The following is a 17,958-nucleotide window of genomic DNA, read 5'->3' on the forward strand; positions in this document are numbered from 1 at the left end:
AGGAGTGTCGGATGAACAGCAATAAAGCATTAATGGCGCGTCGCAGCGACGCGGTCCCGCGCGGCGTCGGCCAGATCCATCCTATCTTCGCCGAGCGCGCGGAGAACTGCCGGGTGTGGGACGTCGAAGGGCGGGAATATCTCGATTTTGCCGGCGGTATCGCGGTGCTCAATACCGGCCACCTGCATCCGCAGATTGTCGCCGCCGTGGAGGACCAGCTGAAAAAGCTGTCCCATACCTGCTTCCAGGTGCTGGCCTACGAGCCCTACCTGGCGCTGTGCGAAAAGATGAACCAGAAGGTGCCAGGTGATTTCGCCAAGAAAACCCTGCTGGTCACCACCGGGTCGGAAGCGGTGGAGAACGCGGTGAAGATCGCCCGCGCGGCAACCGGGCGCAGCGGCGCTATCGCCTTCACCGGCGCCTATCACGGCCGTACCCACTACACCCTGTCGCTGACCGGTAAAGTGAATCCTTACTCCGCCGGTATGGGCTTAATGCCGGGCCACGTCTATCGCGCCCTATACCCGTGCGCGCTGCACGGCGTCAGCGATGACGAGGCGATCGCCAGCATCCATCGCATCTTCAAAAACGATGCCGCGCCGGAAGATATCGCCGCCATCATTATCGAGCCGGTGCAGGGTGAAGGCGGATTCTATGCCGCCTCCCCGGCCTTTATGCAGCGCCTGCGCGCCCTGTGCGACGAGCACGGCATTATGCTCATCGCCGATGAGGTTCAGAGCGGCGCGGGCCGCACCGGTACCCTGTTCGCCATGGAGCAGATGGGCGTCGCGGCGGATATCACCACCTTCGCCAAATCCATCGCCGGCGGTTTCCCGCTGGCGGGCGTCACCGGCCGCGCGGAAGTGATGGACGCCATCGCCCCCGGCGGACTGGGCGGCACCTACGCTGGCAACCCCATCGCCTGCGCCGCCGCCCTGGCGGTATTGCAGATTTTCGAGCAGGAAAACCTGCTGGAAAAAGCCAACCAGCTCGGCGATACCCTGCGCCAGGGCCTGCTGGCGATCGCTGAAAATCATCCGGAGATCGGCGATGTCCGCGGTCTGGGAGCGATGATCGCCATCGAGCTGTTTGAAGAAGGCGACCACAGCAGACCGAATGCAAGACTCACGGCGGATATCGTCGCCCGCGCGCGCGACAAAGGCCTGATCCTGCTCTCCTGCGGGCCGTACTACAACGTACTGCGCATCCTGGTGCCACTGACCATCGAAGAGGCGCAGATCGAGCAGGGGCTGAAGATCATCGCCGACTGCTTTACCGAGGCGAAACAGGCATAAAACAACAGATATGCGGACACGAAGTACGTTAGTAAGGGAATGAAGACGAGACCTGCAAAACAATAATTATACGCGTGCCCCGGCGCGGGAATGTCGGGGCGCTCTCCCAGGTGACACACTTCGAGAGGGTAAATGATGGGGCAACTGTCGCAATCACAGGATTTAGGGGCGGGACTGAAGTCGCGCCACGTCACAATGTTATCTATCGCCGGGGTGATCGGCGCGAGTTTATTTGTCGGATCCAGCGTCGCCATTGCCGAGGCGGGCCCGGCGGTGCTGCTGGCCTATCTGTTTGCCGGGCTGCTGGTGGTGATGATTATGCGTATGCTGGCCGAAATGGCGGTCGCCACGCCGGATACCGGCTCCTTTTCCACCTACGCCGATAAAGCCATCGGCCGCTGGGCGGGGTATACCATCGGCTGGCTGTACTGGTGGTTTTGGGTCCTGGTTATTCCGCTGGAAGCCAATATCGCGGCGATTATTTTGCATTCATGGGTGCCGGGCGTCCCGGTGTGGTTGTTCTCCCTGGTCATCACCCTCGCCCTCACCGGCAGTAACCTGCTGAGCGTCAAAAACTACGGCGAATTCGAGTTCTGGCTGGCGCTGTGCAAAGTGGTCGCTATTCTGGCGTTTATCGTACTTGGCGCGGTCGCCATTACCGGTTTTTATCCCTATGCCGAGGTGAGCGGCATTTCGCGTCTGTGGGATCACGGCGGCTTTATGCCCAACGGCTTCGGCGCGGTGCTCAGCGCGATGCTGATCACCATGTTCTCGTTTATGGGCGCGGAGATTGTCACCATTGCCGCCGCCGAATCAGATACTCCGGATAAACATATCGTGCGCGCCACCAACTCGGTGATCTGGCGTATCTCTATTTTTTATCTGTGCTCGATCTTTATCGTCGTCGCTCTCATCCCGTGGAATATGCCGGGGCTGAAGAGCATCGGCTCCTACCGCTCGGTGCTCGAGCTGCTGCATATTCCCTATGCCAAGCTGATTATGGACGGCGTGATCCTCCTGTCGGTCACCAGCTGTCTGAACTCGGCGCTGTATACCGCTTCGCGGATGCTCTACTCCCTGAGCCGCCGAGGTGATGCGCCGGCCATCATGGGGCGGACCAACCGCAGCAAAACGCCGTACGTGGCGGTGCTGCTCTCCACCGGCGCGGCATTCCTCACCGTGGTGGTGAACTACTACGCGCCTGCCAAGGTGTTTAAATTCCTCATCGACAGCTCCGGCGCCATCGCTCTGCTGGTCTATCTGGTGATCGCCGTTTCGCAACTGCGGATGCGTAAAATCCTTCAGGCGCAAGGTGGCGAAATCCGTCTCAGAATGTGGCTCTATCCGTACCTGACCTGGCTGGTGATCGCCTTTATCACCTTCGTGTTGGTGGTGATGCTGTTCCGTCCGGCGCAGCAGCTGGAGGTGATCTCTACCGGCCTGTTAGCATTGGGAATTATTTGTACGGTACCGATTATGTCGCGCTGGAAAAAGCTGGTATTGTGGCAAAAACTGCCGCTGCAAAATACGCGTTAACCCTCTTCCCGGCGCCCGCCGGGAAGAGTATTCAGGAGTAAGAACATGACCGCCATTTCCCAGGCGACGGCCATTGACGGGTACCGTTGGTTAAAAAACGACATCATCCGCGGGGTCTACCAACCCGATGAGAAGCTGCGGATGAGCCTGTTGACCTCGCGCTATGCCCTGGGGGTCGGTCCGCTGCGCGAGGCGCTTTCGCAGCTGGTGGCCGAGCGGCTGGTGACGGTGGTCAATCAGAAAGGCTATCGGGTAGCGCCCATGTCGGAACAGGAGCTTCTCGATATCTTCGACGCGCGCGCCAACATGGAAGCCATGCTGGTGCGCCTCGCCATTGAGCGCGGCGGCGATGAGTGGGAAGCCGAGCTGCTGGCCCGCGCCCATCTGCTCAACAAGCTGGAGTCGTGCGAAGCGAGTGAGCACTTACTCGATGAATGGGACCAGCGCCATCAGGCATTTCACACCGCCATCGTCGCCGGCTGCGGTTCGCAGTATCTGCTGCAGATGCGCGAACGGCTGTTCGACCTGGCGGCCCGCTACCGCTTCATCTGGCTGCGCACCACTGTGCTGTCGGTGGAGATGCTGGAAGATAAGCATGTCCAGCATCAGACTCTGGTGGACGCTATTCTGGCGCGCGACGCTGAACAGGCCAGCGCGCTGATGCGCGAGCACTTACTGACTCCGATCCCGATTATTCAGCAGGCGATGGCCGGCAAGCTGCAGCCGCAGGTAGTGTGAGTCAGGCGGTGGAGATTGCTACTCTGGCCGCAGCCAGGAAGGTTTCACTTTCTCAACCGACGTTCCTGGATTGCATAAACATTGGAATATGCCCCATAAATAGTGCAAAACAGTGCAATATCCATGGTTATTTTATTCATTGATAAATCTATATATTTTTAACTATCACGTCGACAACCTATAACATTTCATCTATAGTTACAGGAAGTTTATTCAAAATCATGTCAATAAATAATTTTTCTATATCTCAACTAAATATTAAGAAAACGTTATTTAATTGGCGATAAAATGAGCGAAAAATGACAGATAGCAAAATTAAAATTTATAGCACACGCTATAGCAACATAATGAAATTGCTGGATTTTTTCTCCGTTAACATCTTTATCTACGTCTATCTTATCGTTCTTAACCTTGTTCCTACCCCTTCTTCTATATTACTTGGGATTATTTATTCATTAATATTTATACGTACCAACGAGTATTTTCAGCTCTATTCTGGACAAATGAAAGGTAGATACTTGTCCATTCTCGTGAAGCTGTTTATAAGCGCGTGTCTGGGAGGCTTGCTATCTTTCCTATTGATCGTTATCGCTGAACAACTTGCCAGTCGCCCCCTGTCGATTCACCACCTGGTATTAGCCAAAACCATTGCACTGTGCTCGGTTGCTGTTTTCATCAGCATGTTTTTCATCCGTGTTGTGACCAGTCGCTATTTCTTTAAGAGCAAACGCAGGGTCGCCATTCTGGGCATAACGCCAGCAGGGCTGGCTATCCTGCAGGAATTGCATAAAGAATTCTCAGCTGAAGGTATCGACATTCGTTTCTATGAGGACCGGGCGGTGCAACGCGACAGCCGCCTTATCAATATTGATAAGGCGGGTAACTCACGAGATCTGCTGGCGCTGGCAAAAAAAGGTGAGGTAGATGAAGTTTACATTGCGCTGCCAATGGTGGCCCAACAGCGTATTCGCCAGTTTTTGAACGAATTTTCCGATACCACGGTGGATGTTTTTCTGGTGCCGGATCTTTTCTCGTACAGTGCACACATTTCCCAGTTACGCATGTTTGGCAACATTCAAACTATCAGTATTTTCACCTCACCGTTTGAAGGTGAAGGCGCGGTACTCAAGCGTATTGAAGATATTATTCTTGGTCTCTTTTTTACCTTGCTTAGCCTTCCGGTGATGCTGTTTGTGGCGATAGGTATTAAGCTCACTTCGCCAGGACCAGTGTTGTTTAAACAAAACCGCTACGGTCTCAACGGTAAACAGATCCAGGTGTGGAAATTTCGAACCATGCGGGTGATGGAGAACAGCACGGTGGTCACGCAAGCCACGCGTAACGATCCACGAATCACCAAATTCGGCGCTTTTTTGCGGAAAACCTCACTTGATGAACTGCCCCAGTTTATTAATGTCCTGCAAGGACGAATGTCTATTGTCGGCCCGCGTCCACATGCCGTCGCACATAACGAGCAGTATCGCGTACTCGTCGAGAACTACATGATTCGCCATAAAGTTAAGCCTGGCATTACCGGGCTGGCGCAAATTAATGGTTTTCGCGGCGAAACAGATACACTCGATAAAATGGAAAAACGTATCCAGTTTGATCTGCAATATATTCAGTCGTGGTCACTGTTACTGGATTTAAAAATCATCTTTCTGACTTTCTTCCGTGGCTTTGTGGGCAAAAATGCGTTCTAAAGGGGTGGCTCTAACGGTGTTGCTTTATATACCCTGGGTCCATGCCGACCTGCAGGGGAAAGCGCATACCGGTATTGCTGGTATCGATTTCGAGAGCCTGCTAGGCTATGACATCGGTTACAACGACAACGTGACCTGGCAGCGCTATGGCCAGAATAGAATAGGATCCAGCTACCAGAACATAAAGCCGATCGTTAAAGCCATTGGTGAACGCTATGAAGACCGCTATCTGCTGATGTACTCCGGCGATTACCGCAACTATGCCAACGATAGCGCGGATAATCGTAATAACCATTTTTTTATGTTCAATGGCAAATGGCGCTTCGGCAAAATGCATGGCCTCTCGCTGGATCTTGATGAGACGTTAGGCCACGAAGAACGCGGTCAGGATACGACCGAAGGCTTTTTGCCCGAGCAGTTTAAAGAGTTTGGTATCAAAAAACCTATCGGCACCCGTTTTTTCAACAGCGAGCTACGCTACAGCTATGGCGCCCCGGAGGGACGCGGTAAAGTGGAGGTCGCGTTACTGCGTAAGCAGTTGCGCTTTCGCGACCTTGATAGTATTAAAGCGGCCAGCGATGACTTTGATTACTACATGCACGACCAGGAATGGAATGAAAACAGCCTGGTGGCAGAGCTGTTCGATCAGAAAGCGAAAACGCTGCGCTACCGCTATAGCTTTATCACAAACCAGCGCCGTTACGAGCTCAACCCGCTAAAAGACAGCAATGAATATTATCTACTGTTTGGCATGAAAAACCGCCTGTCGGGAAAAACCGAGATCAATGGTAACGTTGCCTGGCTGTACAAAGACTTTATCCATAACCCGGACTCCCAGGGTTTCAACGGCCTGAACTGGGATATCACCGCCGACTGGAAACCGCTGGAGCAGATGAAATTTAACTTACACAGCTCGCAGCGCATTAAGGATCCGACCGACTCCGGGGGCTACATTCTGGTATCTAATTTTGGCGTTGACTATGAACATCACTGGCTGGTGGATCGATTCTCAACCCTGGTCGATTATTCATATATCACTGAAGACTATAAGCATCAGAGCAATAAACGCAAAGACCAGAGCAATCTTCTGTCGCTGACTTTTAACTACGATTTCCGTCCCTCGATTAACTTTAAGCTGAAGCTGCAGTGGAACACCATGCATTCAAATAAAGATACGGATACTTTTTATATTGGCCCTGACTACTCGCATGCGGTTGACCGCACCCTGGGCTACGACGATTCGGCCATTATTTTTATGACGCAGGTACAGATATGATCCTTTTCAATAAAAAACTGGCGATGCTTCCGCTGCTTGCACTACTGCTGGCTGGCTGCTCCACGCCGCCGCAGACGATCAAAACGCCACCGGATGCTGTCTATCTTCTCGACCAGGGCGATGAAATCAATATTGCCGTTTCCGGGGAGCAGGATCTGACCATGCGGGTAAAAATAGACAACAGCGGCAGCATTGATTACCCCTATATCGGATCGCTGCTGTTAAAAGGCAAAACGCCTGAACAGGTGAGCAATGAAATCGCCGATAAGCTGCGCGGCAATTATCTGCAGGCGCCGATGGTCACCGTGAGCATCGCTGAATACCGCAAGATTTATTTACTGGGGGAAGTGAAAAAACCCGACGGCTACGCCTGGGAGCCGGGCTTAACGGCGGAAAAGGCCATCGCCCTGGCGGGTGGTTTCACCGATCGCGCCGACCGTCATGATATTCGTATTCGACAGGCCCACGGCGGTAAGCTGTTGGAAAACGTCGCCGCCGACTCCTCCGTTCAGGCTGGAGACACTATCATTATTGGCATGAGTTTCTTCTGATATGGCAATTTCATTGGTCGAAAATGCAAAAAAGAAAGAGGGCTTTATCGACTTTGCGCCCTATTTCAACAAAATTAAGCACAAGCTGATCTGGTGCCTGGTAGTGGTTATTGTTGCCGCGGTGGCATCATTTATCCTGACGCGCTTTATGTCTTCAAGCTATACAGCGACTGCTACCGTGCTGTTTAAAGCGCAATCACAAGACATTTCTCCCCTTCCGCGGCTTGAAAACTACGACTCCACGCGCAGCGATTACTATGAAACCAAGTACGCGCTCATGGGTTCACGAGTAGTACTTGATGCCGCCGTGCGCAAATTAAAGCTGTATCAGGACGCGGAATTTAACGGCGGTGATAAGCTCGACGAAGCCACACGCATCCATAATGCCATTCAGGCGCTGGAAAGAGGCCTGACAATATCGGGGGTACGTACTACCCAACTGGTATCCGTGTCGATGGAAGCAAAATCGCCGCAAAAGGCTGCCGATATCGCTAACGGCGTTGCCCAGGCCTTTATCGATTACAGCCTACAACAGAAGCAAAACACCTTGCTTCAGGCCCAGGGCTGGAACGAAAAAATGATGGACGACCTTAAGCACAAAATGGATCAGCAAAAGGCGGACATCGACAACTTCCTTAAGCAGAATGGATTGCTGACGTTCCGCAGCATGGATGGCTATGAGACCGAGCGCATGGGAATCGTCATTAACCATCTTGCCGACGCCACCCAGCGTCGCCTGAAGGCTCAGACGGTGTGGGATAAAGTTCGTCGCGAGCAGGGTAAACCAGTAGAGCAGATTATCTCACTGCCGGAAATATCCGGGCACCCACAAATACAGGACTTACGGATTGCGCTTATTCAGACCCGGCGTAATCTTTCTGAAGCGGCTAAGCATTATGGGCCGCAACATCCAAAATATTTGCAGGCTCAAGCCCAGTTGCAGGCGGTCAACGTACAGCTAGGCCAGGTACTGGGGGAGCTTTTTAACGGCCTGCGCCAGCAGTATCAAATCGCTCTCGACGATGAGCAGCATTACCAGAAAATGCTTAACGACCAGAAGGCGAACTTTCAGGCACTTGGTGCTAAGCGCGACCAGTATAACACTATGACCACCGCGCTGAATAAAACTGAAGAGTTGTATAAATCCCTGTATCAGCGCGCCAACGAACAGAAATTATCAGAGAGTTTTTCAGTGCCGGATGAGGTCATTTATGACGCCGCGGTGCCGCCGGACCGCCCCTCAAAACCACAGCGTGGTTTGCTGATCGTGATGATCACCATGATGGCCCTCGCGCTGTATATCATGTACCTGATCGTCAGTACCGCCCTGGATAAATCAGTCAACAGCCTCAGCGAGCTGAAAGCGAAAACTGGGCTCAAAGCCAGTGGAGAATTCCCGCGTCTGACGCAACTGGAGAGTGTGAAGCAGGTTTCCCATAACGTCCTTTATGCCGACATGATCCACAGCCTGCGGCTGGCATTGCTTAATCAGCGCGACAAACCCGCTACCATTCTGGTGACCTCGGTGCAATCTCAGTCCGGCAGTTCGCTAATCTCAGAACTTCTCGCCTGGTCTGCCAGTAAATCGCGTAAAACGCTGCTGATTGATCTCGACTATCAAACTGCTCAGGGCCTGTCCGCGAAGTATCCGCAGCACAAAAAAGGCTTCAGCCAGCTGCTCAATAATTGTTGTACGCCAGAACAGGCAATCGTCAAGCTCGATGAGCAACTGGATTTTATGCCGCGCGGCGATCTTCAGGAATCATCGCTGCTGCTGCTGACCGCCCAGCGCTTGCCTGATCTACTGGCCAATCTGCATCAGAGTTACGATACGCTGATCATCGACACCCCGGCACTCAGCCAGGCACAGGATAGCTTGCTGCTGGCGGCGCAGAGCGATATCTGTCTGCTGGTAGTGAAAGCCGGCGAGCAGGCGGCACGCATCCGCGAAGCGGAGCATCGTCTGCAAGGTACAGGCGAGCTCCTGGTGGCGAGCGTACTCAACCAGGTTCAGGAAGAGCAGCTGGAAACGCAGGAAGGAAAGCGTCTGCTCGATCGCCAGATGCGCGAACTCATTTCCCCGAAATAGCGCCTATGAATCTGATTAAGAGTATTTCATCCATCGCCAGCTCATCAGTGCTTTCGCAGCTGATTGGCGCCTTTTCGGTCTGGCTTATCTCGCATCGTTATGGAATGGCGGAAGTCGGTCATTACGCGATGATCTATAGCAATGTGCTGATCGGCGCACAGGTCTGTACCTTTGCTTCGCAGCTATTGATTCCTCGCCAGGAGGATCATGAACTGGAGCAAAACGTGGTATTTTGCCTGCTGCAAAGCTTGCTGATGGCGATCCCGTGGGCGGTGATTACCGGGCTCATTTTTGACCTCAATATCGCCTTTCTCTATTTGCTCACCTTTGGCTATGCGCTGGTTCTGGTGGCGGAAAACCTTTCCCTGCGCGGCGGCAACTATCCTTTCCTCACCTTCCAGCGCATTGCGGTGTCGCTGGTGGTCGCCATCGCGCTGCTGGTGATGCCGAACCCTACGCTGTTTTATCTGGCGTGGATGGTCGGGATCCTGCTGCTGCTGGTCGCCTGCCTGGTTCGCCTGTTCAACTTTCGCAGCTTAACGTTGCACCACTTTTCACCTGCAGTGAATCTGCGTTTTTTACGCGAGCACTGGCAGCATATCAGCCGCGTCGGCAGCGCCGAGGTGCTGGCGATGGCCAGTAATAATCTGCCGACAATGCTGATTAACGTCTGGTTCTCGCCGCTGGTCGCCGGATACTTTTCGGTGGTCAGCCGTTTCTGCCTGTCGCCGGTGATGATTATCGGCAACGCTGTGCGTAACTCCATCTTCTCTAAATGGTCGATGGATTTCCGCAACCACACCTTTAACTATCCGGAATATAAAAAGGTTCGCCTGCTGCTGCTGGGCGCCGCCGCGGTATGCATCCTTGGCATCTGGATTTTCTATCCGCTGGTAATGCGCCTTGGCTTTAGTGAGGAGTGGCTGAATTCGATTCCCACCTCGCGCTACATGCTACCTTATCTGTTCGCTGCGCTGGCGGTCAGCCCGCTCACGGTGATCGAACTGATCTTTGGTTCCCGCCGCTATTTCCTGCGCATTCAGATTGAGCAGTTACTCATTATCGTCATCGCCTTTATCGCCTTGCCGTACTTTGGCGTCACTTATGAAATCGCCCTGTTGACGTTCTCGTTCCTGACCTTCGCGCGGTACTTATTCATTTTGCTAAAAATGAATCAGCGGGCGAAAACGCTTTCTTTACAGGAGCAGAAAATATGCAGCTAAACACCGGCCGCTATCTTGAAGCCTATGCCCTGCTGACGCTGGTGTTCTGCGGTACGGTCCAGTATTTCACCGGTATCTCGGCTGTGCTGTGGCTGCCATTTTTTCTGGTACTGGTGATGGCGGTACTGCTCCTGATGCAGAGCCGACAGCACCCCCTGGTCCTCACTGGACGTGAAAAGCTGATTCTGGCGCTATATCTCACCTTTATCCTTCTCGGACTGGTTTCAACGGTGCTGCAGTCAGGGATCGTGACCGCCATCGTCGGCTTTAAAAACGAGCTGGCGCTATCGCTGTTAATGTTCTGCATGCTGCTGGGCATGTTTAGCGAATCACAGCTGTACCGTTTGACCCGGCTTTTCTACTGGATTTACTACGTGCAGATCCCGGTCGCTATTTATCAGGTGATTTTCGTCGTGCCTAAACGAGTGGCGTTTCGCGGCGAAGATGAGAAGTGGGACTCGGTGGTCGGCACTTTTGGCGGTGATCCGATGGGCGGTGGCAACACCGCAGCGATGGGCATGTTCTGCCTGTTAATCATGCTGCTGAAAGTGTCGGAATTTAAGCACGGCATCTGTTCATTAAAATCGCTGGTGATTCACATCGCACTTGGGTTCTTCCTTTGCGTGGTCGGCGAAGTGAAATTCGTCATCCTGTTGTCACCGTTCCTGCTGGCTCTGCTGTGGATCCTGCCCGGCTACGTCAGCGGCGTGAGTAAAGTCAGCCTGCGATCGCTATTGATCATCGCCGCCGGCATGGCGCTGTTGATTTTTGTCGCTATCACCGTGCTGGCCTCAAACTACTCAGCGGCCTTCGGCGGCGACCCGACGAAAAGCGCGCTGTCGGTGTTTATCGATTCGCTAGGATACATTTTCGATACCAACTACATTATGCCAAGCGGCGAGCTGGGACGGTTCACCACCCTTTTCTTCTGGCTGCAGCATAACGAACTATTCGGCCCGGGCGGCATGCTGTTTGGTTACGGCCTTAACGCCACCAACAGCGGCAGCACCGTCTCGCCGGGCTATATCGGCGTCTGGTATCACCTGATCCTCGACTCCACCGCCCTAAGCATGCTGCTGTGGGAAGTGGGGATTATCGGCATCATTCTGTTCATTGGCACCATCGTCTCAATACTGGTCGCGATGCGGCCTAAAGAGACCTTTTCGCGCCACGATCTTAAGCTTGAGGATCTCCAGCTGCTTAGCTCAGCCCCGGCATTCTATGTCTTCGTCATTGGCTGCCTTCTCAGCCTGCCGTACAGCCAGATCCTGATGATCATTCCCATGCTACAGTTTTTATTATGGTTATCCCTTGGGGCGCTGATTGTCATCCACCGCGCTGTCCGTCTTAACTCCGGTACCCACTATGAATAAAACGCCATCCATTACCGTCAGCATCAAGACTCTGAACGAAGCGCAGGGCATCGAGAAAACGATCGATAGCGTGCGCAAACAGCTGCAACCGTATCCGCATCAAATTATCGTCGCCGACAGTTTATCAACGGATAACACCCGCGAACTGGCTATCGCGAAAGGCGCGATGGTGGTATGCCTGGATAACGCCGCCGACCGCTGCTGCGGTATCGGCCACCAACTGGGCTGGCTGTATAGTGAAGGCGATTATCTGCTGCTGCTGGATGGCGATATGGAGCTGGAACCGGGCTTTCTGGATACCGCGGTCGGATTTCTGGAGACACATCCCGAGTACGCGGGCGTCGCCGGCAGCGTCGAGATGGATGATGCCTCTAACTACGAGTTCAAATCGCGCAAGCAGCGCCTGCATCTGATCTATCCGCAAGGCGATACCGACCATCTGGGCGGCGGCGGCCTGTATCGCCGAGAAGCGATCGAGAAAATCGGCTACCTGACCAATCTCAACCTGCACGGCTACGAAGAAGCGGAGCTGGGAATTCGTTTGCAGGCGGCGGGTTACAAGCTGCATCGCCTGGCGGCGCCCTACTTCAGCCACGCCTCTTACACCATGCCGACCTTCAAAATGCTGGCCTACCGCTGGAAGAACGGTTTCCTGTGGGCTCCGGGCGAATTGCTGCGTAACTGCTGGGGGAAAGCCCATTTCCCGGCAGCGCTGCGGATTGTGCGTAATGAACTGATCTTCACTCTCTATCTTCTGGTTTTACTGGTCTGCCTGCTCACCTTTAACGGCATAGTCATCGCCATTGCTTTGCTGCCGCTGCTGGCGTTTATCGGCCTGAAGGCCATTAAAAATAAATCGCTGCGCGATGGCGTGCAGAGCGCCATTAACTTATCGCTATTTTCTGCGGGGCTGCTGCGCGGGGTGATGAATTCAGTGCGCGATCCGATGAAACGCCCGGCGGTGACCGTCTCGAATCCACAGCATATTGATACTGAAAATGAAAATTCTCTTCGTTAACAAATTCTTCTTTATCAAAGGCGGCGCGGAAACCGTTTATTTTCAGGAGCGCGACGCGATGCTGCAAGCCGGCTACCAGGTGGTCGACTTCAGTATGCAGCACGCAGAAAATAAACCGTCGCCGTGGGAGGAATTTTTCGTCCATAACGTCGATTATCACGACAGTCACGGCCTGATGAGCAAAATCAAAGCCGGAGTAGACTTTATTTATAATGCCGAGGCCTGCGCAAAGCTCAACACCCTATTGCTGCGAGAGCGGCCGGACATTGTGCATTTTCATAATATCTATCACCAGCTTACGCCTGCCGTTATCGGCGTGGCGAAACGTTTTGGCTGCAAAACGGTACTCACCGCCCACGATTACAAAATCGTCTGTCCTTCGTACACCATGCTGCGCGATGGTCATGTCTGTGAAGAGTGCCTTACCGGGTCGGTGATCAACGCTTTTCGTCACCGCTGCCAGCAGGGCGATACTTTCAAAAGTCTGCTGCTATCGTTGGAAGCCTACTGGCAGAAGTTCGCCAAAAATTACGCCATGCTCGACTGTATCATCGCCCCAAGCGAATTTATGCGCCAGACTCTGCTGCGTAAGCTGCCCGACGCCCGCATTGAAGTGATCGTCAACGGTATTGATGCCAATAGCACCGTGCCCGGCGAAACTGCGGGCGACTATTTTCTCTATATTGGCCGCCTGAGTCGGGAAAAAGGCGTGCCGACGCTGGCGCAGGCACAGCAGAAAATGCAGGAGACGATGCCGCTGAAGATTGTCGGCGACGGCCCATTGGGCAAAGATCTGCGCACGCGTTTCAGTGGGCCACAATTCCTCGGCTACATGAAACACGGTGAGGAGCTGAATAACCTCATACGTGGGGCCCGCGCGGTGGTCGTCCCCTCCGAATATTATGAAAACTGCTCTATGTCGGTGCTCGAAGCCATGGCTTTTGGTCGCCCGGTGATCGGCGGCAATATTGGCGGCATTCCGGAACAGATTCGTGACGGCGTCGACGGCTATCTGGTTGAACCCGGCAATAGCGACGCGCTGGCACAACTAATGGACAAACTGGCTGCAGACCCTGAGCTGGCTCGCAGAATGGGAATTAACGCCCGCCAGCGGCTGGAAGAAAAATATGATCTCGCCCGCCACATGCAGGTGCTGCAGGCGCTTTATCAGCAACTTGTCGGGGAGACAAAATGACTATCAAAGTAACGGTGTTAGGCACTCGCGGGATCCCTGATGTACAGGGGGGCGTCGAAACCCATTGCCAGAACTTATACCCGGAAATCTATCGCCAGGGCAGCACGGACATCTGCGTGATTGCCCGCTCGCCGTATGTGAATTACCGCCGCAGCGAATATCAGGGCGTCAAACTCAAAAGCCTGTGGGCGCCGAAAAGCCGTAAATTCGAGGCCATTATCCATTCTACGCTGGCGGCGTTCAGTACTTTATTTGATGGATCGAACGTGGTGCACGTTCACGCCGTCGGCCCCGGTCTGGTGGTGCCGTTGCTTCGCTTTCTGGGAAAACGCGTCGTTTTTACCCATCATGGTCCAGATTACGATCGACAGAAATGGGGCCGGATGGCCAAAGAGATGCTGCGCCTTGGCGAAAAATGGGCGGTGAAATACGCCAATGAAGTGATCGTTATTTCCGAAGTTATCAATAATCTGATTAAGCACAAGCACGGCCGACATAACGCCCATGTTATCTACAACGGCGTGCGCCAGGTCGAACTGCCGCCTGCTAAACGGCAGGCGGCGATCCTCGATAAGTACGGTCTAAAACCGGGCCAGTATATTGTTGCCGTCGCCCGTTTTGTCGAAGAGAAAGGGCTGCACGATCTCGTTGCCGCCTATGCCGCCGCCGGGTGTTCGGTACCGCTGGTACTGATTGGCGATGCCGACCACGCCGATGAATATAGCGAACGCCTGAAAAAGCAGGCTGCTGCGACGCCAAACGTCATCCTCACCGGCTTTATCAGCGGCGCGCCGCTGCATACGCTGTTCTCGCAGGCCGGGCTATTCGTGCTGCCCTCTTATCATGAAGGATTGCCAATCGCATTGCTGGAAGCCATGTCGTGGTCGCTGCCAGTGGTGGTGAGCGACATTCCGGCCAACCTTGAAATAGGCCTGCCGCCAGCGGACTACTTCCCCGTCGGCAGCGTTCCGGCATTGACGCAAAAACTGCAACACTGGGTGGCGGGACAAAAAGCGGACTACAGCCAGTTTATGCCGAAGTACCGCTGGCCGGAAATTGCGGCACAAACCGCGCAAGTCTATCAGCGCTTAACGTAAGCAGGGTACTCGTGCCGAAATCTACATCTGAACTGGTGGTTGAGCGCTTCTATGCTGCGCTTGACGAGGAGGTGGAAACCTCATTAACCGCGGAGCAAAAACGCGGAATCGAACAGGCGCTGGTTCGCGCCAATCTGGCATCGCGCCATCGAATCGATTTTCGCCATAGCTTTCCGTTCCTGCATCGCCGCTATTTCGTGGTGTTTCTTTTTGGTCGGGATCTGCGCAAAGTCTCGCGCGAGAGCACCCTGTTCGGGCGCATCTTCGCGACCCTGCTGATTACGCTTGGCGTGGTGTTTGGCCTGCTGTCGATCCTGCTGGCGCTCTATATGCTGAAATCAGCATTAGGCATTGATGTGTTTAAGAATTTCCACGTCGGTATCTGGACGTGGTTTGTTAGTCTTCATGACCACATGACAAAGTGAAATGAGTATGGCGATATCATCTCTGCGTAGAGCTCCCTGGATTCGCACTCTGCTACTGATCAGCGCTTTTTCGACAGTGTCCGTGAGTGCGCAACCCATGGTCATCACGCCGCCCCCCTTCGATGGCCTGTTGATCAATCCGGGCATCGGCGTCGCCAGCTTTCATAATGGCTATGGTGAAAAACCGACCCGAGCCGAGTACCCCGATACCGGTTTTGAGTACGATCGCTTCTACTGGAGCGAGCTTGAGCCACAGGAAGGGGTCTACAATTTCGATCTGATCGATAACGCCTTTAGCGTCGCCGCCAACCATCAGCCAGCAATGAACGTTGGTTTGAGGGTGATGGTGCTCGACGATCCGCAAACGGGATCGAAAATTCCCGACTGGCTGATCGCCAAAGGGATCAAAGGCCAGTGGGTAGCCGACGGCAAAACCTTCGTTCCGGATCTCAGCGATCCAACTTTTATCACCTATGCGCAGAGGCTGCTGAAAGCCCTTGGTCAGCGTTACGACGGCAATCCTGAGCTGGCCTTCATCGATATCGGTATCGTCGGATCCTGGGGCGAATGGCACAATTCCAACTTTAGCGATATTCCGCCGTTAATGGAGAAATACACGCCGGATCAGCTCAATCGCTATGTTGATATGCATTTCGATAGCTTCTCGAAAACGCCGAAAGTCATGCTGATTAGCGGTGGTGATTCGCTGGCATGGGCCAGCCGCCGTGGCGCCGGCTGGCGGGCGGACTGCTGGGGCGACTGGCATAACTTCTCCAGCGACTGGAGCCATATGCGCGATGATTATCCACAGCGCCTTGCCGCCGCCCAGGCTGAGTCACCGGGGTTTGTCGATAGCTGGAAACGCGCGCCGGTCAGCCTTGAGATCTGCGGTTACATGAGCGAATGGCAGAGCGTGCAGCACTACACTCGCGAAGAGGTCCAGGCCACCTTCGACTGGGCGCTGCAGCAGCACGCCAGCACTTTGAACCTGAAATCACGACCCATTCCGGCGGAATATCGCGACATTGTCGATAAAGCCTTGCTGCGAATCGGCTACCGTTTCCGGGTCAACAAGCTCGCCTTTGCGACGCCGATTAAGGCAGGTAATCCATTAACGATCAATGTCACCTGGCGTAATGATGGCGTCGCCCCTGCCTATCTGCTCTACCTGGTACAGTGGCGCGTGGTCAACGCTGCCGGCGCTACGGTTACCCAGTTAAAAACGCAGGATGATGTGCGCCGCTGGCTGCCGGGGGATATGCAAAGCACTGTCACTCTGACGCTACCCACCTCGCTGCCCGCCGGCGATTACGCGCTGCAGACAGCCATTACCGATGCTCAGGGCAAGCCGCGGCTCCTGCTGGCCAACCAAGGCAAAACCGCCGACGGCTGGTATCAACTGACCACCTTTTCCATTAAGTAAACGGAGAATTCATGTCTAATGCCATCAGTCAGGTACGCCGCGAGATCAAACATACCGGCAGTATGAAGGCGAAAATCGCGATTCTACTCTATCGCCTCGCGACGCTGTATCGCAGCCGAAATCCGTTTTACAAGCTTCTCGGCATTCCATTCGTTATTCTCAATAAACTGATTAACGAATGCCTGTTTTGCGTCGAGCTACCCTGGCAAACGCGGATTGGCTATGGGCTGAAGCTGTATCACCCGCACTGCATCGTCCTCAACCGAGGTACCGTAATCGGTGAAAACTGTATCCTGCGTCAGGGAGCCACCATTGGCAGCCTGACGGATAGCGAAGGCCGCGAGGGACCAAGCCCAGTGATTGGCAATAACGTCGAATTCGGCGCCCACGTGGTGGTCATCGGTCCGGTAACATTGGGTGATAATGTCAAAATTGGCGCGGGGACCGTGGTGACGAAAGATCTGGCCGCCGGTCAGGTAGTGGTCGGCCAGCCATTCAGGGTGTTGTCATCTCATCGCAAAATGCAAGAATGACGGTACGTCAACCGTAACAGCAACGTAACGTTCGGAGGAGTCATCCGCTTCCCGGGACAGGAAGCGGATACCAGAGTATAGCCTACGCCCGCAGACGAACCGGCTCGCTGAAATCGTCGGCCGGTTCCAGCTTCAGATTAAAGGTGGTCAGCAGCGCTGCCGCGCGCTCGTGAAATTCGCGCAGCGTTTTTTCCAGTCTGTCGCTCACTTCCGGGTCGTCAATGTCGACCGCCTGCCATGACCCTTCTTTATTGAACAGACCAAACTGGTAGCTATAGGTGAAACGTGACTCTTGTGCTTCCATTTCCATCCACCAGCCCCAGAATTCACGCTTCTCCGGCGCGGGCTTAACATTGACGCAAACTGCCAGGCAATCGAAAAAGAAACGGTTGTCATGGCACTGCTCTTCGCGAATGTAAGGCCCTAGCGCCGTGAATTTCTTGATCAACTTACTTTTCAGGTGTCCACTCGGTAACGTCATTG

Annotated in this window: 16 protein-coding genes; 15 read left to right on the forward strand and 1 reads right to left on the reverse strand. The window is 53.9% G+C overall.

Annotated features, from left to right (window positions below):
* Positions 1–11: 11 nt before the first annotated feature.
* The 15 genes from gabT to ABLU73_RS08445 all read left to right on the forward strand — a co-directional run bounded on the left by gabT (position 12) and on the right by ABLU73_RS08445 (position 17,475).
* Positions 12–1,295, forward strand: coding sequence for a 4-aminobutyrate--2-oxoglutarate transaminase (gene gabT / locus ABLU73_RS08375; RefSeq protein WP_043521478.1), 1,284 nt, complete (start codon positions 12–14; stop codon positions 1,293–1,295).
* 135 nt (positions 1,296–1,430) lie between these two features.
* Positions 1,431–2,831: a GABA permease gene (gene gabP / locus ABLU73_RS08380; protein WP_004204661.1), complete on the forward strand. Its 1,401-nt coding sequence runs from the start codon at positions 1,431–1,433 to the stop codon at positions 2,829–2,831.
* A gap of 45 nt (positions 2,832–2,876) precedes the next feature.
* On the forward strand, positions 2,877–3,569 hold the full coding sequence (gene csiR, locus ABLU73_RS08385; protein ID WP_004204660.1) for a DNA-binding transcriptional regulator CsiR: 693 nt from the start codon (positions 2,877–2,879) through the stop codon (positions 3,567–3,569).
* A gap of 299 nt (positions 3,570–3,868) precedes the next feature.
* Entirely contained in the window at positions 3,869–5,272 is a 1,404-nt protein-coding gene (locus tag ABLU73_RS08390; RefSeq protein ID WP_325912457.1) for an undecaprenyl-phosphate glucose phosphotransferase, read from the forward strand.
* The gene (locus ABLU73_RS08395; RefSeq protein WP_264924762.1) at positions 5,262–6,548 is read left to right on the forward strand and encodes an outer membrane beta-barrel protein; all 1,287 of its coding nucleotides are present in this window, start codon (positions 5,262–5,264) and stop codon (positions 6,546–6,548) included. Before ABLU73_RS08390 ends, ABLU73_RS08395 begins: the two co-directional genes overlap by 11 nt.
* Positions 6,545–7,099, forward strand: a complete 555-nt coding sequence (locus ABLU73_RS08400; protein ID WP_004204655.1) for a polysaccharide biosynthesis/export family protein — start codon at positions 6,545–6,547, stop codon at positions 7,097–7,099. The genes ABLU73_RS08395 and ABLU73_RS08400 overlap by 4 nt, the downstream gene beginning before the upstream one ends.
* Before the next feature lies 1 nt (position 7,100).
* Entirely contained in the window at positions 7,101–9,188 is a 2,088-nt protein-coding gene (locus ABLU73_RS08405; RefSeq protein ID WP_004204653.1) for a polysaccharide biosynthesis tyrosine autokinase, read from the forward strand.
* 5 nt (positions 9,189–9,193) lie between these two features.
* Entirely contained in the window at positions 9,194–10,411 is a 1,218-nt protein-coding gene (locus tag ABLU73_RS08410) for a hypothetical protein (protein ID WP_004204652.1), read from the forward strand.
* Complete coding sequence (locus ABLU73_RS08415) at positions 10,402–11,784, forward strand: capsular biosynthesis protein (RefSeq protein WP_264924764.1); 1,383 nt, start codon at positions 10,402–10,404, stop codon at positions 11,782–11,784. The genes ABLU73_RS08410 and ABLU73_RS08415 overlap by 10 nt, the downstream gene beginning before the upstream one ends.
* The gene (locus ABLU73_RS08420; protein WP_048294206.1) at positions 11,777–12,802 is read left to right on the forward strand and encodes a glycosyltransferase; all 1,026 of its coding nucleotides are present in this window, start codon (positions 11,777–11,779) and stop codon (positions 12,800–12,802) included. The genes ABLU73_RS08415 and ABLU73_RS08420 overlap by 8 nt, the downstream gene beginning before the upstream one ends.
* Complete coding sequence (locus ABLU73_RS08425) at positions 12,783–13,997, forward strand: glycosyltransferase family 4 protein (protein ID WP_048294205.1); 1,215 nt, start codon at positions 12,783–12,785, stop codon at positions 13,995–13,997. The genes ABLU73_RS08420 and ABLU73_RS08425 overlap by 20 nt, the downstream gene beginning before the upstream one ends.
* Positions 13,994–15,094, forward strand: coding sequence for a glycosyltransferase family 4 protein (locus tag ABLU73_RS08430; protein ID WP_043521483.1), 1,101 nt, complete (start codon positions 13,994–13,996; stop codon positions 15,092–15,094). Before ABLU73_RS08425 ends, ABLU73_RS08430 begins: the two co-directional genes overlap by 4 nt.
* A gap of 11 nt (positions 15,095–15,105) precedes the next feature.
* Positions 15,106–15,519: a hypothetical protein gene (locus ABLU73_RS08435; RefSeq protein ID WP_023319795.1), complete on the forward strand. Its 414-nt coding sequence runs from the start codon at positions 15,106–15,108 to the stop codon at positions 15,517–15,519.
* A 7-nt stretch (positions 15,520–15,526) separates the two neighbouring features.
* Positions 15,527–16,942: a DUF4832 domain-containing protein gene (locus tag ABLU73_RS08440; RefSeq protein WP_264924765.1), complete on the forward strand. Its 1,416-nt coding sequence runs from the start codon at positions 15,527–15,529 to the stop codon at positions 16,940–16,942.
* An 11-nt stretch (positions 16,943–16,953) separates the two neighbouring features.
* Complete coding sequence (locus ABLU73_RS08445) at positions 16,954–17,475, forward strand: serine acetyltransferase (RefSeq protein ID WP_080935963.1); 522 nt, start codon at positions 16,954–16,956, stop codon at positions 17,473–17,475.
* Positions 17,476–17,557: 82 nt separating this feature from the next.
* On the opposite strand, the gene crl is transcribed toward ABLU73_RS08445, so the two are convergent.
* A complete protein-coding gene (crl, locus tag ABLU73_RS08450) occupies positions 17,558–17,956 on the reverse strand; it encodes a sigma factor-binding protein Crl (protein ID WP_002889793.1) in 399 nt (132 codons plus the stop codon).
* Positions 17,957–17,958: the final 2 nt, after the last annotated feature.

It is taken from the genome of Klebsiella sp. GG_Kp175 (assembly GCF_040062325.1).
Lineage (GTDB): Bacteria > Pseudomonadota > Gammaproteobacteria > Enterobacterales > Enterobacteriaceae > Klebsiella > Klebsiella quasipneumoniae.

Excerpts from the sequence above, each read along its gene's own strand:
- gabT (WP_043521478.1), top strand. The coding sequence starts at position 12 with ATGAACAGCAATAAAGCATTAATGGCGCGTCGCAGCGACGCGGTCCCG.
- gabP (WP_004204661.1), top strand. The coding sequence starts at position 1,431 with ATGGGGCAACTGTCGCAATCACAGGATTTAGGGGCGGGACTGAAGTCG.
- csiR (WP_004204660.1), top strand. The coding sequence starts at position 2,877 with ATGACCGCCATTTCCCAGGCGACGGCCATTGACGGGTACCGTTGGTTA.
- ABLU73_RS08390 (WP_325912457.1), top strand. The coding sequence starts at position 3,869 with ATGACAGATAGCAAAATTAAAATTTATAGCACACGCTATAGCAACATA.
- ABLU73_RS08395 (WP_264924762.1), top strand. The coding sequence starts at position 5,262 with ATGCGTTCTAAAGGGGTGGCTCTAACGGTGTTGCTTTATATACCCTGG.
- ABLU73_RS08400 (WP_004204655.1), top strand. The coding sequence starts at position 6,545 with ATGATCCTTTTCAATAAAAAACTGGCGATGCTTCCGCTGCTTGCACTA.
- ABLU73_RS08405 (WP_004204653.1), top strand. The coding sequence starts at position 7,101 with ATGGCAATTTCATTGGTCGAAAATGCAAAAAAGAAAGAGGGCTTTATC.
- ABLU73_RS08410 (WP_004204652.1), top strand. The coding sequence starts at position 9,194 with ATGAATCTGATTAAGAGTATTTCATCCATCGCCAGCTCATCAGTGCTT.
- ABLU73_RS08415 (WP_264924764.1), top strand. The coding sequence starts at position 10,402 with ATGCAGCTAAACACCGGCCGCTATCTTGAAGCCTATGCCCTGCTGACG.
- ABLU73_RS08420 (WP_048294206.1), top strand. The coding sequence starts at position 11,777 with ATGAATAAAACGCCATCCATTACCGTCAGCATCAAGACTCTGAACGAA.
- ABLU73_RS08425 (WP_048294205.1), top strand. The coding sequence starts at position 12,783 with ATGAAAATTCTCTTCGTTAACAAATTCTTCTTTATCAAAGGCGGCGCG.
- ABLU73_RS08430 (WP_043521483.1), top strand. The coding sequence starts at position 13,994 with ATGACTATCAAAGTAACGGTGTTAGGCACTCGCGGGATCCCTGATGTA.
- ABLU73_RS08440 (WP_264924765.1), top strand. The coding sequence starts at position 15,527 with ATGGCGATATCATCTCTGCGTAGAGCTCCCTGGATTCGCACTCTGCTA.
- ABLU73_RS08445 (WP_080935963.1), top strand. The coding sequence starts at position 16,954 with ATGTCTAATGCCATCAGTCAGGTACGCCGCGAGATCAAACATACCGGC.
- crl (WP_002889793.1), bottom strand. The coding sequence starts at position 17,956 with ATGACGTTACCGAGTGGACACCTGAAAAGTAAGTTGATCAAGAAATTC.